The 14,463-nt window shown below is 56.0% G+C and carries 13 protein-coding genes; 6 read left to right on the top strand and 7 right to left on the bottom strand.

Going from position 1 to position 14,463, the window contains the following annotated elements; all coding sequences use genetic code 11:
- Window positions 1-11 precede the first annotated feature (11 nt).
- The 3 genes from AC2FIP_RS10150 to AC2FIP_RS10140 all read right to left on the bottom strand — a co-directional run bounded on the left by AC2FIP_RS10150 (window position 12) and on the right by AC2FIP_RS10140 (window position 4,127).
- A complete protein-coding gene (locus tag AC2FIP_RS10150) occupies window positions 12-1,949 on the bottom strand; it encodes a vWA domain-containing protein (RefSeq protein ID WP_496786250.1) in 1,938 nt (645 codons plus the stop codon).
- Entirely contained in the window at window positions 1,946-2,485 is a 540-nt protein-coding gene (locus AC2FIP_RS10145) for an RNA polymerase sigma factor (protein WP_496786249.1), read from the bottom strand. Before AC2FIP_RS10145 ends, AC2FIP_RS10150 begins: the two co-directional genes overlap by 4 nt.
- A 61-nt stretch (window positions 2,486-2,546) precedes the next feature.
- Window positions 2,547-4,127 (bottom strand): FMN-binding glutamate synthase family protein, encoded by a 1,581-nt coding sequence (locus AC2FIP_RS10140; RefSeq protein ID WP_496786248.1) that lies wholly within the window; start codon window positions 4,125-4,127, stop codon window positions 2,547-2,549.
- Window positions 4,128-4,214: 87 nt separating this feature from the next.
- Here AC2FIP_RS10140 and AC2FIP_RS10135 point away from each other — a divergent pair, with 87 nt between their 5' ends.
- Both AC2FIP_RS10135 and AC2FIP_RS10130 read left to right on the top strand, forming a co-directional pair.
- A complete protein-coding gene (locus AC2FIP_RS10135) occupies window positions 4,215-4,712 on the top strand; it encodes a fluoride efflux transporter FluC (protein WP_496786247.1) in 498 nt (165 codons plus the stop codon).
- Window positions 4,709-5,071: a fluoride efflux transporter FluC gene (locus AC2FIP_RS10130; protein WP_496698343.1), complete on the top strand. Its 363-nt coding sequence runs from the start codon at window positions 4,709-4,711 to the stop codon at window positions 5,069-5,071. Before AC2FIP_RS10135 ends, AC2FIP_RS10130 begins: the two co-directional genes overlap by 4 nt.
- 16 nt (window positions 5,072-5,087) lie before the next feature.
- Here the strand turns inward: AC2FIP_RS10130 and AC2FIP_RS10125 are convergent, their stop codons facing one another.
- The 4 genes from AC2FIP_RS10125 to AC2FIP_RS10110 are packed head-to-tail and all read right to left on the bottom strand — an operon-like array spanning window position 5,088 to window position 9,085.
- A complete protein-coding gene (locus tag AC2FIP_RS10125; protein WP_142639820.1) occupies window positions 5,088-5,414 on the bottom strand; it encodes a cytochrome o ubiquinol oxidase subunit IV in 327 nt (108 codons plus the stop codon).
- On the bottom strand, window positions 5,407-6,039 hold the full coding sequence (locus AC2FIP_RS10120; RefSeq protein WP_142639822.1) for a cytochrome c oxidase subunit 3: 633 nt from the start codon (window positions 6,037-6,039) through the stop codon (window positions 5,407-5,409). Before AC2FIP_RS10120 ends, AC2FIP_RS10125 begins: the two co-directional genes overlap by 8 nt.
- On the bottom strand, window positions 6,036-8,126 hold the full coding sequence (locus tag AC2FIP_RS10115) for a cbb3-type cytochrome c oxidase subunit I (RefSeq protein WP_496786245.1): 2,091 nt from the start codon (window positions 8,124-8,126) through the stop codon (window positions 6,036-6,038). Before AC2FIP_RS10115 ends, AC2FIP_RS10120 begins: the two co-directional genes overlap by 4 nt.
- A complete protein-coding gene (locus tag AC2FIP_RS10110; RefSeq protein ID WP_496749862.1) occupies window positions 8,123-9,085 on the bottom strand; it encodes a cytochrome ubiquinol oxidase subunit II family protein in 963 nt (320 codons plus the stop codon). The genes AC2FIP_RS10115 and AC2FIP_RS10110 overlap by 4 nt, the downstream gene beginning before the upstream one ends.
- A 183-nt stretch (window positions 9,086-9,268) precedes the next feature.
- Between AC2FIP_RS10110 and AC2FIP_RS10105 the strand changes: the two genes are divergently transcribed.
- The 4 genes from AC2FIP_RS10105 to AC2FIP_RS10090 all read left to right on the top strand — a co-directional run bounded on the left by AC2FIP_RS10105 (window position 9,269) and on the right by AC2FIP_RS10090 (window position 14,463).
- Window positions 9,269-10,504 (top strand): lytic murein transglycosylase, encoded by a 1,236-nt coding sequence (locus tag AC2FIP_RS10105; protein WP_142639828.1) that lies wholly within the window; start codon window positions 9,269-9,271, stop codon window positions 10,502-10,504.
- Between the two features lie 401 nt (window positions 10,505-10,905).
- Complete coding sequence (locus AC2FIP_RS10100) at window positions 10,906-12,534, top strand: peptide ABC transporter substrate-binding protein (RefSeq protein ID WP_142639830.1); 1,629 nt, start codon at window positions 10,906-10,908, stop codon at window positions 12,532-12,534.
- Window positions 12,535-12,599: 65 nt separating this feature from the next.
- Complete coding sequence (gene oppB, locus AC2FIP_RS10095) at window positions 12,600-13,523, top strand: oligopeptide ABC transporter permease OppB (RefSeq protein WP_142639832.1); 924 nt, start codon at window positions 12,600-12,602, stop codon at window positions 13,521-13,523.
- A gap of 10 nt (window positions 13,524-13,533) precedes the next feature.
- On the top strand, window positions 13,534-14,463 hold the full coding sequence (locus tag AC2FIP_RS10090) for an ABC transporter permease subunit (RefSeq protein ID WP_142639834.1): 930 nt from the start codon (window positions 13,534-13,536) through the stop codon (window positions 14,461-14,463).

Raw genomic sequence — 14,463 nt, 5'->3', positions numbered from 1 at the left:
AAGCCCGGACCTTACTCAGCCAGCGTCTGGGCCAGACGCATCAAGGTGACAGCTTCAGCCCGATATCCGAAAGAATCCTCACCTCGGGACAGCGTGGCCAGATCAATGGCATCCGCATAGGACCAGCCGCCAAGATATTCTCCGCCCCGGAGCAACTGACCAAATCCTGCAATCGCATAGGAAAAGCGGATGTCATCCGTGACTCTCCCTTGTCCGGGTAAAATAGGCTGCTCCATCAGATTGCTTTGATCTTCACCAGGAAGCTTGTAACGCATTTTGAAGAAACCAATTTCCGCTGAATCATCCGATATGGATTGTTCAGCATACCGCAACGGGCCGTTTCTGATCGCATCGGAACCAACTGGCGTGACCTCGTAGATCGCCGTTACGGTGTGACCTGCTCCAATATCACCAGCATCCACTTTGTCATTTGAAAAGTCCTCGCGCTGCAGGGATCGGGTTTCATAACCGATCAGTCGGTATTCAGCGATCTGTGACGGGTTGAATTCGACCTGGATTTTGACGTCGTTGGCGATGGGAAAAAGCGCCCCGGTAAGTTGATCGACCAATACCTTTTGCGCCTCAACCAGCGTATCGATATATGCCGCCTGCCCGTTTCCGTTCTGGGCCAGAGCCTGCATGGTGGTATCGTCCAGATTGCCTCGGCCAAAACCCAGAACGCTTAGGAATGTACCACTGTCGCGCTTGCGGGCGATAAAATCCTTCAGGGCATCAGGGTCTGACAGACCCACATTGAAATCGCCATCGGTGGCCAGAATTACGCGGGTCACCTCACCGTCCGCAGCCATACCTTCTGCCACTTGATAGGCTTGCTGCAACCCGGCCTGCCCCGCTGTCGAGCCACCGGCTTCGAGCCTGTCGAGGGCTGAGAGAATGGTCGTCTTTTCGGCTGCCGCGGTCGGTGGCAAAACCTGCCCGGCACTTCCCGCATAGGTGACGATCGAAACCTGATCTTCCGGACTGAGTTCAGACAGCATCAACCTGAAAGACTGTTTCAGCAGCGGCAATTTGTTAGCATCCTGCATTGAGCCCGATGTGTCGATCAGGAAAACCAGGTTCAATGGAGGACGGTCTTCGATCTGGGGCATGACCCCTTGGATGCCGACATGAACAAGCTGCGTCCCCTCATTCCAAGGCGTCGGTGTCACGGTGATCGTAGAACGGAACGGTTCCGCCCCATCAGGCGCCGGGTAGGAATAGGGGAAATAGTTCACCATCTCTTCAACCCGCACCGCATCCTTGGGCGGCAGATGGCCATTCATCAAAGACGACCGAACAATGGCGTAAGAGGCGGTATCTACATCAATCGAAAAAGTCGAAACCGGTTCGTCCGTCGTGATCTTCAGCGAGTTGCTGTCCGCGTTGGCGAAAGTTTCGGTATTCTGTTCCGGCGCGGGAACAGTCTCATGTTGAATGTCAAATTTCCCGACCGCCGATGCCGGCGCGCTCTGTAAAAGATCCGCAGCCCCCAGCTGCGCAACGGCCCCCTGCCTCTTGGCGGAAGGTTCGATTGTTTCTTCAATCACAACAGGCGCCTCAACAACTGGTTCTTCGAGATTGGCCTCGGGCATATCCGCCACCAATAGGTCAGACTCCTGCCGTGCGTCGGCGCGGTCCTCGGACCAGGGCAGTGGCGCAACAACCTCGTCGCGCGTCTGCGGCAAGATCACAATCAGAGCCACAGCAGCAACTGCGGTGGTAGCGGTCAGGACACCGCGATAAGAGAGGGCATTCAACATGGCTTTCGCTCCTTCTGTCAGGCGGGCTATGAGGCCGCGCTTGACAGTGGGACGTCGCGCAGAGGTCGATCCTTGGATATTATCGAATTTTTTTTGCGCCTGGCTCAGATTTTCAATCCGTCGCGACGCATCCGGGGTCGGCGTGGCGGCGTCCATCAGCATCTTCAGCTTGTCCAGTTCATCGGTCATTGTGCCAGTTCCTCTTGCCGCAAGGCGCGCAGCCGTTTGCGGATATCTGACATCCTCCAGGACACTGTCCCTTCGGAAACACCCAGCACCTCTGCAGCTTCTGCATGAGTCATCTCATCCTCGAGGGTCAGGGCCAGAGTGTCTTGCAAGTCCTGTGGCAGGGACCGCATGGCCCGTTGCAACCAATCGACAGCCTCGGCCGTTTCCTGCATCTCGGCCCGGCGCATCTGCTCTACATCCCCCCAGCCGTGGGCCGCCTTTGTGTGACGGGTCGCGCGACGGCGTGCATCCTCGGCTGCATTGACAACAACACGGTACAACCATGTCGTAAACCGGGCTTCGGCACGAAAACCTACGATCTTTGACGGCAAGGCGGTGCATATATCCTGCGTCAGATCTTCGGCCTGATCCGCGCGTCCTGTCAGTCGAAAAGCCAACCGAAAGACCCTGTCGTAGTGGCGTGCCAATAGCGTGGCAAACGCATCAGCGTCCCCTGCAGCAGCGGCCTTTGCCAGATTCTCATCCGATGTTTTCATGCGCATCACAATGGGTAAGACGAACCAAAAACATCAATCCTTGGCAATGCACACAAAAAAATCAGAAATGATCCGCCGATGCGCGATTCCAGTCCTCTGCATATTCATCCGGAAGCGGAGCCTTCAGCAAAGCGCCTTCTTCAAGATGCAAATAGAGTTCAGCATAAGAGCGATCTCTTTCATCTGCAGTACGCCGAAGGATGTCCGAAGGGTGAAGTTCGGAGACCTTTTCCTTGCCCATGGCGCCCAGCAACTCGCGAAAGCTCTCTAATGTCGCGTCGTGATAGCGATGTACCCGTTGTCTTTTTTGCGGAACATTCACAGCGCGGCCTCGGACCGGATCCTGTGTGGCCACGCCGGACGGGCATCGGTTTGTGTTGCAGTGAAGCGCCTGAATGCATCCCACTGCAAACATCATTGCCCTTGCCGCATTACACATATCGGCCCCAAGCGCGCATTTCTCGATGATGTCATAGCCTGTGGCGACTTTGCCCGAGCAAATTATGCGAATCTTATCGCGCAAACCCACACCGCGTAGACAGTTATTCACGAAAATCAACGCCTCGTTCAAAGGCATGCCCAACCGGTTGGTGAATTCTACAGGGGCCGCGCCCGTGCCGCCTTCGGCACCATCAATGGTGATGAAATCAGGCAGGATGCCTGTTTCCAGAATGGCTTTGCATATCGCTAAGAACTCGGACGGACGACCAATGCACAACTTAAACCCAATAGGTTTGCCACCCGACATCTCGCGCAGATTCTGAACGAAATTCATCAAGCCGGTAGGTCCGTCAAATGCGGAATGAATTGGCGGAGAGATCACGTCCTGATGCAGGGGAACACCGCGTATCTGCGCAATCTCTTCATCCACCTTGGCCGCAGGCAACACCCCCCCGTGCGAGGGCTTGGCCCCTTGCGACAGCTTGATTTCAATCGCCTTGACGACCTCGTTCCTGGCTCTTTCGGTGAATTTGTCTTTGTCGAACCCGCCATCCGGTGCGCGGCATCCGAAATACCCAGTGCCAATCTGCCAGATGATATCGCCACCTTCGGCCAGATGGTACGGCGACAGACCACCCTCACCCGTATTATGCGCAAAACCTCCATCCTTTGCCCCACCATTCAATGCTCGGATTGCATTGGCGCTGAGGGCACCAAAGCTCATCGCTGAAACGTTCAGGCGCGAGGCACTATAGGGTTGGGAACATTGCGGCCCGCCCAGCATCACCCGTTCTTCGCTTTCCGGCACCTGTTTGGGCGCAAGCGAGTGATTGGCCCTGTGGTATCCAACGGTTTGGATGTCGTATTGGGTTCCAAATGCCTGGGTATCAACCTGCCCTTTGGCACGGGAATAAACCAGGCTGCGAATGATGCGATTATAGGGACGGCCGTTTTCGTTGGTTTCAACAAAATATTGCCGTATCTCTGGGCTGACGAATTCCAGCATGTACCGGAAATGCCCCAGAACCGGATAGTTGTTCAGCACGTTATGCCTTGTGGTCAGGATATCATATAGCCCGACCACCGCGTATGGGATCAGGAAAAGCAGCAGCCAATGGGCCGGGGGCCAGAAAAACCCGGCCACGATTGTCAGTGGCAGGCACACGAGGCTCAACACGTAATAGAGTCTGCGTATAATCATTCGTGCTCTCCCACTGTGGCTGTTAGCTGAGTCACCGTGGTACAAATTCGCGATTGCACGCAAGCCTTTACGCCCGAAATCACGTAAATGGTGAAACTTGTGATCCGCCATGCGCAGTTGATCCCGGCCGCGCCAATCGGTATCCCGGATGGCAGGGCAACGCGGGCAGGATCATTGGCTGTGAAAAAATCGCAAACAGCATGGGCCACGGCTCTCATGTTCTGCGCCGTTTTCACGGGTGGCGCGACTGGGTCACTGGTCAGAGAAGCGTTGTCGCTCGGGATCTCGGGCCTGCCGATCCTGACCGAGACCTTTGGCATCAATATAGCCGGATGCTTTGTGCTTGGCTGGTTATACGCCATCCGGCACCGGGTGCATGCCCACGTCCTGCATTTGGGCGCGGTTGGGTTTTGTGGCGGGTTATCTACGTTTTCCTCATTTGTCGCGGAATTGGAACGTCTGGCAGAGGTCAGCTTCGGGCTTGCCCTAACCGCAGCGGGTTTGGAAATTGTGGCGGGTCTTTTTGCGGCGATTTTGGGTGAAACCGCCGGGCGTCGCTTTTCCCCGCGGAGGTCGTCAGAGTGAGCGATCTCTACCTGCATGCAATGTTTGGTTTAGGCGGAGGTCTGGGCGCGGTTCTGCGGCACTGGATCGCCATTCGAATTCGCCATGACCTGCCCGTTGCAACGCTGATCGTGAACGTCTTTGGCAGTCTGTTGCTTGGGCTTTGGGTCGGGTATCTGGGCGGACCGACGGGCGTCAGCCAGGAGGAACAGCGCCTGGTGTTCGGCTTTTGTGGCGGCTTCACCACTTTCTCCAGCTTTGCCTACCAGTCACTGGAACTGCGGCGCGAACGCACAATCGCTACGGCGGCGGGGAATATCGCGCTGAGCCTTTTGCTGTGTTGGGGCGCGCTGTGGCTTGGGCTGATGGCGATGCGCTGATCCGGTGCAGCCGGACCTACATCGGATAGGTATGCATCCGCACCGCCAGATTCCCCATTATCCAGACCGTCCCAACAATGATGATCAATAGAACCATCGTGGAAAACAGGACCAGGTCCAGGTCCTCGCGGCTGCTGCGTCGACGGTCGATATGCAGGAAATACACCAGTTGAACAATCAACTGCGCCAGCCCCAACAAACCGATCGACAAATAAACGCCCTTGGTCTCGATCCCGAACGTATATGCAATGGTAAAGACCGCCAGTGTCAGCAGCAGCGATCCGCCATAGCCAATCACATATCGGCGGCGTTCACGTCGGTGCATTTCGCTGCGCCTATCCATAGGTCAGCCCTCCGAAATAGACGATCGTGATTATGCCGATCCAGATGAGGTCGAGAAAATGCCAGAACAGGGCCAGACGAACCACCCGTGACATCAGAACGTCGGTTAGACCAAACACACGCAGCTGAATACCCAGAACGATCAACCACAGACACCCCGCAGCGACATGCAGCCCGTGCAGCGGCACAAGCCCGTAAAACGCTGACAGAAACCCGCTGCGCTGTGGAATGCCACCCTTTTCCGCCATAGCCAGAAAGTCACGTATCTCAAGTACCAGAAAGCTGAGACCCAGAACCAGAGTTACCGCGAACCAAAGCACGATACGGGGCCGTGGCAGGTTGTATTTCAACGCCAGCATCGCAAGGCCCACTGTAAGGCTGCTGGTCAACAGGATCAGGGTCTGGGCAAAAATGCTGGTCAGGTCGAACAGCTCATGCGGACCGGGCCCACCCGCCTGCGCGTCGATCATGGTGATATAGATCGCGAACATCAGGCCGAAATAGACCAGATCGCTCATCAGAAAGACCCAGAACCCAAAGGTGACCACTTCGCTGGCCTTGTCGGCACCCGGATGCCGTCGGCCCAAGTTTAGGCCCGGATAGCTGTGTGTCGGCGCGCGTTTCATGTAGTGGCCTCCAGATCGGGACGGGCCAGGCCGCGGTTCTCGGGCGCGTATTCATGATCGCGATTGACCGGAACCGATGCGCGCACAAGATCAAGCCAGGCTTCATGCTCTTTGCGGACCTGGTCGGCCGGTATAACCTCTTCGGTGTCGGTTCTGAACGTCCAGGCGATGAAGGCCGCCAACATCGCGGCTGTCGTCGCAATAGCCAGCCACCAGATCCACCAGACCAGCGCAAACATCCAGATACCGCTGAGCACGCACAGACCGAACCCGATCGCCGTATTGCGTGGCATGAGGATATCTTCATAGGCATCAAGGGACGGATAGGCGTTGCCGCGCTCTTTTGCGGCGGCAAAATCATCCCGGTCGGTCACATGCGGAATGATTGCAAAGTTATACGGAGGCGGCGGTGCGGGAATTGACCATTCCAGCGTGCGCCCATCCCAAGGGTCGCCAACCGGCACGCGGGTTTTTTCCCGGTCTCGAATGCTGACCCACAGCTGGACAATGATCGACAGAAGCGCTGCGAGAATGACCATAGACCCAAGCACGGCGGCGATCATATAGGGGTGAAAGCTGGGATCTTCCCAACTGTAAGATCGACGCGGCATCCCCATCAAGCCGACAAAATAAAGTGGCAGGAAGGTCAACATAAATCCAACGGTCCACAACGCGACAGATATCCGTCCCCAGCCTTCATTCAGGCGGAAACCAAAAGCTTTGGGGAACCAATAGTTGTATCCCGCAAGCAGGCCAAACAGGACGCCAGGCAGCAGCACATTGTGAAAGTGCGCGACCAGGAACAGGGTGTTATGCACCTGATAGTCGATGGTCGGATTGGCCAGGATGACGCCCGACAACCCTCCGATCACGAACAGCATCAGGAAAGACAACCCATAGAGCATCGGGACCGAGAACCGGATACGCCCGCGAAACAGCGTGGCCATCCAATCATAGACTTTCACGCCAGTCGGTATGGCGATCAGCATCGTGGCAATCCCAAACACCGCATTGATCAGCGCGCTTTGGCCCATAGTGAAAAAGTGGTGCAGCCAGACCGTGAAGGACAGCACCGCAATCGACATCGTTGCAATCACCAAGGAGTTATACCCGTACAGGCGCTTGGCCGAGAAGGTCGCAAAAACCTCGGAATAGATACCATAGGCGGGCAGGACCAACAGATAGACCTCGGGATGTCCGAACAGCCAGAACAGGTTGGCATAGTTCATCATGTTGCCGCCAAGGTCATTGGTGAAAAAGTGGAAATCCAAGTACCGGTCTGCGGCCAGCATCAGCGCCGCAACACCCAGCGGCGGCATGGCAAAGACAATCAGGATCGAGCTGCAGATGATCGTCCAGCAATACATCGGCAACCGCATGAACTGCATCCCCGGCGCGCGCAGTTTGTAGATCGTGACGGCAAAGTTGATCCCTGTCAGCGTCGTTCCGATCCCCGACACAACGATGGCCCAAATCCAGTAATCCGGCCCAACGCCGGGATTAAAGGCCGCTCCGGTAAAGGGCGGGTAGGCCGTCCAGCCCCCGGTCGAGAACTCTCCGACCACCAGGGACACCATCAGCATCATGCCCGAGGACACGGTCAGGCCGAGGCTGATCTGGTTCATCACCGGGAATGCCACGTCGCGGGCGCCGATCATCAGCGGGATCAGGAAATTGGCGGCGCCGAACACAAACGGCACGGCCACGAAGAAGATCATGATCGTACCATGGGTGCTGAAAAGCTCGGCGAAATGCTCGGCTTCCAGAAAGCCTTCGCCCGGGCCAGCGGCTTGTTGGGCGCGCATGACGACGCCTTCCAGAACGCCCCGCGCCAGCATCACGATGGCAAAGACGATATACATGATGCCGATCTTCTTGTGATCCGCGCTGGTCAGCCAGTCACGCCACAGCGGCCCCCACAGACGAAACCATGTCAGCAGCCCCACAACGGCAATGACGCCCACAATCACGATCCCAGCGGCAGCATTTGCCACGATCTCATTTGCGTTGGGTGACTGGATCAACCCGGTGATCGGAAAAGCATCCCAGTTTAGACGGCCGAAAAAACCAGTCTCGACATTGGTCATTGTGTTTTCTCCTGACCATATTCGGCAGTGCCCGGTTGCTGATCGGCAGGCAAGGGTGTGGCCCCGTGATAGCGGTGCAGGATCGACTGAAACAGATCACCATCGGCTAGCGTGAAATATAGCGCATCAGTCGGCATCTGATCATTGCCCAACATGGCCTGCACCTCGTCCCGGTCCGTTCGCATGGCAAGCGTTCGGTATGTTTCAGCGCTCAACGGAACCCCGTTTGCCCGGACATTCTCGGCCCAGTCATTGAACTCCTGAGACGACATGGCAATGGCTTTGAATTTCTGTTTGGTAAAGCCACGTCCGTTATACTGCGTATTTTCGCCCTGCATTGTTTCGGGCCTATCGGCGACAAGGTGCAATTTGGTCGTCATCCCCGGCATGGCATAGATTTGCCCGGCCAGTGCCGGGATCATAAAGGACTGCATCACCGTATCTGTTGTCAGTGTGACAGCCACCTGTTGGTTGACCGGGAGCCCCATCTCACCGACGCTGGCGATGCCAAGATCGGGGTAGATGAACAGCCACTTCCAGTCGAGACCAACAACCTGCACTTTCAGCGCCGGTTCTTCTCCGAATGAGGTCTCGTAAGGGTCCAGCCGGTGGGTGGCTTTCCACAAATAGAATGAAAGGATGGCCACAATAACAACCGGGATACCCCACATGAGAAACTCCAACCGGGCGGAAAAATCCCATTCCGGTCGATAGTCTGCCTGCCCCTCCTTTCGCCTTCGATACCGTATGGCAATCAAAGGCACCAGGATCAGAACCGGAACAACTGCGACCAGTATCAGAACAGTTGCCCGTAAAAGATGGCTTTTCTGAAGGGCGGCGACGGGTCCCTGAGGGTCCAAGAAATTGTTGCTGGCTTCGGCAACCGGCACAAAGCCAAGACCTGCGATGGCGGCAGACAGGACAACCAAGGATGCAAAAGACGGTCTGGAATATGTCACGCCTGTTCATCCTCATTTCAAAATTGATTGGGACAACTATCGGCAGAGTCCTGAATTTTCACAAGGATTTTTACGCAGCTCTGCCAGTTTCCCGAGATTTGATCTTGCCACCCCGATCACAGCGGCAGAAACGCCATTCTGGTAGGTTGACTTAAAGCAGATCGCAGGTGAGATCATAGGATAATGCGTTGGTTAATCCTTACTCTTGGACTTTGCTACCTGTCGACAAGTGCGACAGCACAGGATCGTGCGGCGATCGAGGCTCAGTTTCAGTCATGGCTGAAACACACGGTCTGGGCGCGGGCGAAATCCGAGGGTATTTCAAAGCGCACGATGAACAGGGCCTTCAACGGCGTCACGCTGAACTGGAAACTGCCAGATCTGGTGCCTCCGGGCACGGCAAAAGCAGTTCCCAAACAGCAAAAACAGGCCGAGTTCGGATCACCGGGCCGCTATTTCAACGCTGGTTCGGTTCAGGGGGCCACCTCTGTCGGGCGCAAGATGGCCCGGCGCTATAGCGCAACGCTAAGCCAGGTGGAATCCGATACCGGCGTCCCTGCGCGCATCATTCTGGCGATCTGGGGCCGCGAAAGCGGATATGGGCAGGTGGCTATCCGGCATAATGCATTTCAGGTTCTGGGCACCAAAGGTTTCATGAGCACCCGCTCAGAATATTTCACGTCAGAGCTTATCGCCGCGCTCAAGATTGCCGAGGCTGGCCACATACCGCCGGATCAAATGAAAAGCAGTTGGGCCGGTGCGCTTGGGCAACCGCAGTTCATGCCATCGAACTACCTGACTTATGCGGCCGATGGAAATGGCGACGGGCGCGCGGATATCTGGACCTCGGCCGAAGACACAATTTCATCGATCGGAAACTACCTCGACCAACATGGCTGGGTCTCGGGTCGTGATTGGGGGTTCGAAGTAACTGTCCCGTCTTCGGTTTCCTGCACCCTTGAAGGGCCGGATCAGGGCCGTCCTATTCGCGACTGGGCCGGGTTGGGGATCACCCGTGTATCTGGCAAGCCGTTTCCAAAACAAGAAATGCAGGGACAAGGGTTTTTGATGATGCCCGCCGGGCGCAATGGCCCGGCCTTCATTGTCACCCCCAATTTTTATGTCCTGAAGGAATACAACAAAAGCGATCTATACGCCCTGTTCGTCGGCCATGTTGGGGATAGGATAGAATATGGCGTCCAGGATTTCCGCGGCCGGTGGGATAAAGTCGGCGGTCTTTACCGATCGGATATAGCAGCCATGCAGCGCGCATTGGAACAGATGGGCCATGACGTCGGCGGCGCTGACGGCCTGCCGGGCTTTAGAACACGCCGCTCTATCGGGCGCTGGCAAGAGGCCACCAATCAGTCCGCCACATGCTTTCCTCAGACCCATATGGTCCGGGCACTGACCCAATAGCGATTCGCGCCAATTTTTGGAAAGCCGCAAAAGCGGACCTTGCGTCAACGCTCAACCGCTTAATCAAGAGCTTCCCAAAAATGTCAAGAAACCATCGCGTATCATTATAATATTTCCATTCTCCCGTGGAATTTTTTAGATTTCGGCCGCACTTGGCCATTTTGCACGCAAAGGCTTTAACCTTTTTTGAAATAGTGCCACGTTCTGCATCAGTGAAAGGCGACTTTCGCAACTACGTTTCCGACAGCAAACCGAAAGACTGCGACGCGGTGTTCATTGCGATCTGAAAAAGCAAAATTCGAACAAGTCCCGGTCTATCTGAGTCGGACAATCATGGTGGTCAGCGACCATCCTGAACGGATGTGCGTACCTTGCCACCACACAAATGGGAGTAGAAAGATATGAACAAATACATTCGGACATCTCTGGCGGGGTTACTGACCTCGACCATGATCACCGGCGCTGCATTTGCCGCCGGCACCCATCCCGAAACCGGCGAGGCGCTGGCGGATGATCAAACCTTCACCTATCGCGTTCTGGATGAGCACAGTTCGGTTGACCCGCAGGTTGTTGAAGACGTTACCGGTGCGGAAATTGTCCGCGACCTGTTCGAAGGCCTGATGAACCAGGACGAAGACGGCAATTTGGTGCCCGGCGTCGCAACCGGCTATACCACAAACGATACCAAGGACGTTTACACATTTACACTGCGTGATAACGCCAAATGGTCCAATGGTGATCCGGTCACGGCAGGCGATTTCGTCTTTGCATGGAAACGTGCCGTCGATCCCGCTCTGTCCTCGCCTTATGCGTGGTTCATGGAGCTGATGTCGATCGAAAATGCGGCCGAAATCATTGCTGGTGAGAAGCCGGTGGACGAACTGGGCGTAACCGCCATCGACGACCACACACTTGAGGTCAAGCTGAGCGCAGCACTGCCTTATTTCGCGCAAATGACGACCCATTCCACCACCTTCCCTGCCCCGCAGAAGGTGATCGAAGAGTTCGGCGACGCCTGGACTAAGCCGGAAAACATCGTCTCGAACGGCGCCTATGTTCTGACCGAACACCTGCCACAGGAACGCTCGGTCCGTGAGCGCAACGAGATGTATTGGGATAACGACAATACGATTGTCGAAAAAGTCGTGGCCCTTGTCATCAACGACGAAAACGTAGCCCTGACCCGTTACCTCGCAGGCGAGCTGGACCGCACTGAAGTACCTGCTGGTCAGTTCCCGCGCCTACAGAAAGAGCACCCCGAAGAGGCCATCAGCTTCCCGCGCCTGTGCAACTATTACTATACATTCAACCTGTCTGACAGCGGACCGGAAGAATTCAAGAACCCAAATGTACGTCAAGCCCTGTCTCTTGCAGTTGACCGCGACATCATCACCAAGAACGTTAAAGCCGGTGGTGAGCCGCCCGCATATACGTTCGCACCCGAAGCAACCGCTGGGTTCACCGTCCCTGAAGTCGAAATGGCTTCGATGACGCAAGCCGAGCGTGACGAGCTGGCCAAGGAGCTGCTGGCCGAGGCCGGATTTGGCCCCGACAACCCGCTGAGCTTTGACATGGTCTACAACACATCAGAGGCCCATAAGAAAGTCGCAGTGGCACTGAGCCAAATGTGGAAACAGAAACTGGGCGTACAGGTCGAGTTGGCCAATATGGAATGGAAAGTGTTCCTGGAAGAGCGCGGCAACCAGAACTTCGATCTGGCCCGTGGCGCCTGGTGTGGCGACTATAACGAAGCCTCGACCTTCCTGGACCTGTTGCAGTCGGATTCCGGCTATAACGACGGCAAGTACAACAACTCCAAGGTTGACGAATTGCTGACCCAGGCCAAGACAGCAGATGACGCAGCACCACTGTATACCGAGGTTGAGCGGATCATTGCACAAGAGACCCCGGTTATCCCGATCTATCACTATGCTGGCGTCTACATGATGGACAGCGATGTCGGCAACTGGCCGGTCAAGAACGTAGAGCAGAACTGGTACTCCAAGAACCTCTACAAGATCGCCGAATAACCTTCCTTAGACCACGCTTTGCCCCGAGGATCACCCCGGGGCAAAGCCAATAATGGGGGCATGAAATGCTTGCCTATATCATCCGGCGATTGCTGATCGCCGTTCCAACGATCCTGTTGCTGATCGTTGCCTGTTTTTTTCTGATGCACTACGCGCCCGGCGGGCCGTTTACCTCGGAACGGCCATTGCCGCCGCAGGTACTGGCCAATATTGAGGCGCGCTATGGTCTGGACCAACCGCTGTGGAAACAGCTTTGGGACTATCTGTACAACATTGTCGTGCATTTCGATTTCGGCCCGTCCTTCAAGTTCAAGGACCGGGACGTCAATGATATCATTTCGCAAGGCTTCCCGATCTCGCTGACTTATGGGTCATTGTCATTCCTGCTGGCAAGTGTCGTAGGTATTGGCCTTGGGATCGCCGCAGCCATCCGACACAACAGCTGGATCGACTATTTTGCTGTAGGTCTGGGGATCGCTGCGCAGGCGCTGCCGAACTTCATCATGGGCCCGATCCTGATCCTGACCTTCACTTTGTGGCTGGGATGGTTGCCGGGTGGTGGCTGGAACGGCGGTCAGTGGCAATACCTGATCATGCCTGTCATCGCATTGGCCACATCCTATATGGGGTCGATCGCGCGGATTACCCGCTCGTCGATGCTGGAAGTTCTGAACTCGAACTTTATCCGCACGGCCCGGGCCAAGGGTTTGCCTACCAGGACCGTAATCTGGCGCCATGCGTTGAAGCCCACGCTGCTGCCGGTGGTGTCCTATCTGGGGCCGGTCTTTGTCTATGTTCTGACCGGATCGGTTTTCGTCGACATCTATTTCTCGACCGGTGGTCTGGGGCAGGCCTATGTCGGCTCGGCCCTGTCGCGCGATTATGCAGTGCTGCTGGGGGTCACCATCCTGTACGGCACGCTGACTGTCATCGTGAACCTGCTGACCGACCTGGCTTATGCCTGGTTCGATCCGAAAATCCGGTACTGAGGGGCACAAAATGCTAGGAAAATCACAAAAAGCCGCCCATCTGGCCGAGGATATCACCGATTTCACGGCCGTTCAGGGGCGTTCCCTCTGGCAGGATGCGCGGATGCGGTTTGTCCGCAACAAAGCCGCAATGGCGAGCGTATTCATCTTGCTGATGATCGTTCTGTTCACAATCTTCGGCCCATATTTCGCCGTTTGGAGCAATGAGGAAATCGACTGGAACGTGATGGGTGACATCCGTGGCATGGGAATGCCATCGATTGAGACCGGGCACTTCTTTGGCGTCGACGATCTGGGGCGCGACCTTTACAGCCGGGTCATTCAGGCCACAACAACATCGTTGTTGGTGGGGCTTGTCGGGGCGGCCACCGCGTTGATTGTTGGCACCTGCTATGGCATCGCCGCCGGGTATATTGGCGGGCGCCTTGACGGCGCGATGATGCGGTTCGTCGATATCCTTCTGGCCATTCCAACAACTCTGATCATCATTCTGTTGCTTGTAGTGGCCGGTCGGTCGTTCTTTACCCTGTTCATCGCATTGGGCGCGGTTGGTTGGCTAACCATGTCACGGATCGTCAGAGGGCAGACTCTGGCCCTGAAAAACCGCGAATTCATCGAGGCCGCGCGTGCCGCCGGTGTCAGCGAATTCACCATCATGTATCGCCATATCCTGCCCAACCTGCTGGGCGTGGTAATCGTCTATGCTTCGCTTCTGGTGCCCGAGATGATCCTGACCGAAAGCTTTATCTCGTTCCTCGGACTTGGCATCTCGGAGCCCTATACCTCGCTAGGCCGTCTGATCGCTGAAGGGGCAGGCACAATGGGGTACGGAACCCTCTGGCAGCTGATGTTCCCTCTGACATTCTATGTCGCCATTATCATCACGATGTTCTTCATCGGCGATGGGCTGCGTGACGCTCTGGACCCAAAGGATCGCTGA

It is taken from the genome of Ruegeria sp. CDSB114 (assembly GCF_059611025.1).
Note: the sequence above shows the minus strand (reverse complement) of the source record. Positions and strands in the feature narration are given on the sequence as shown.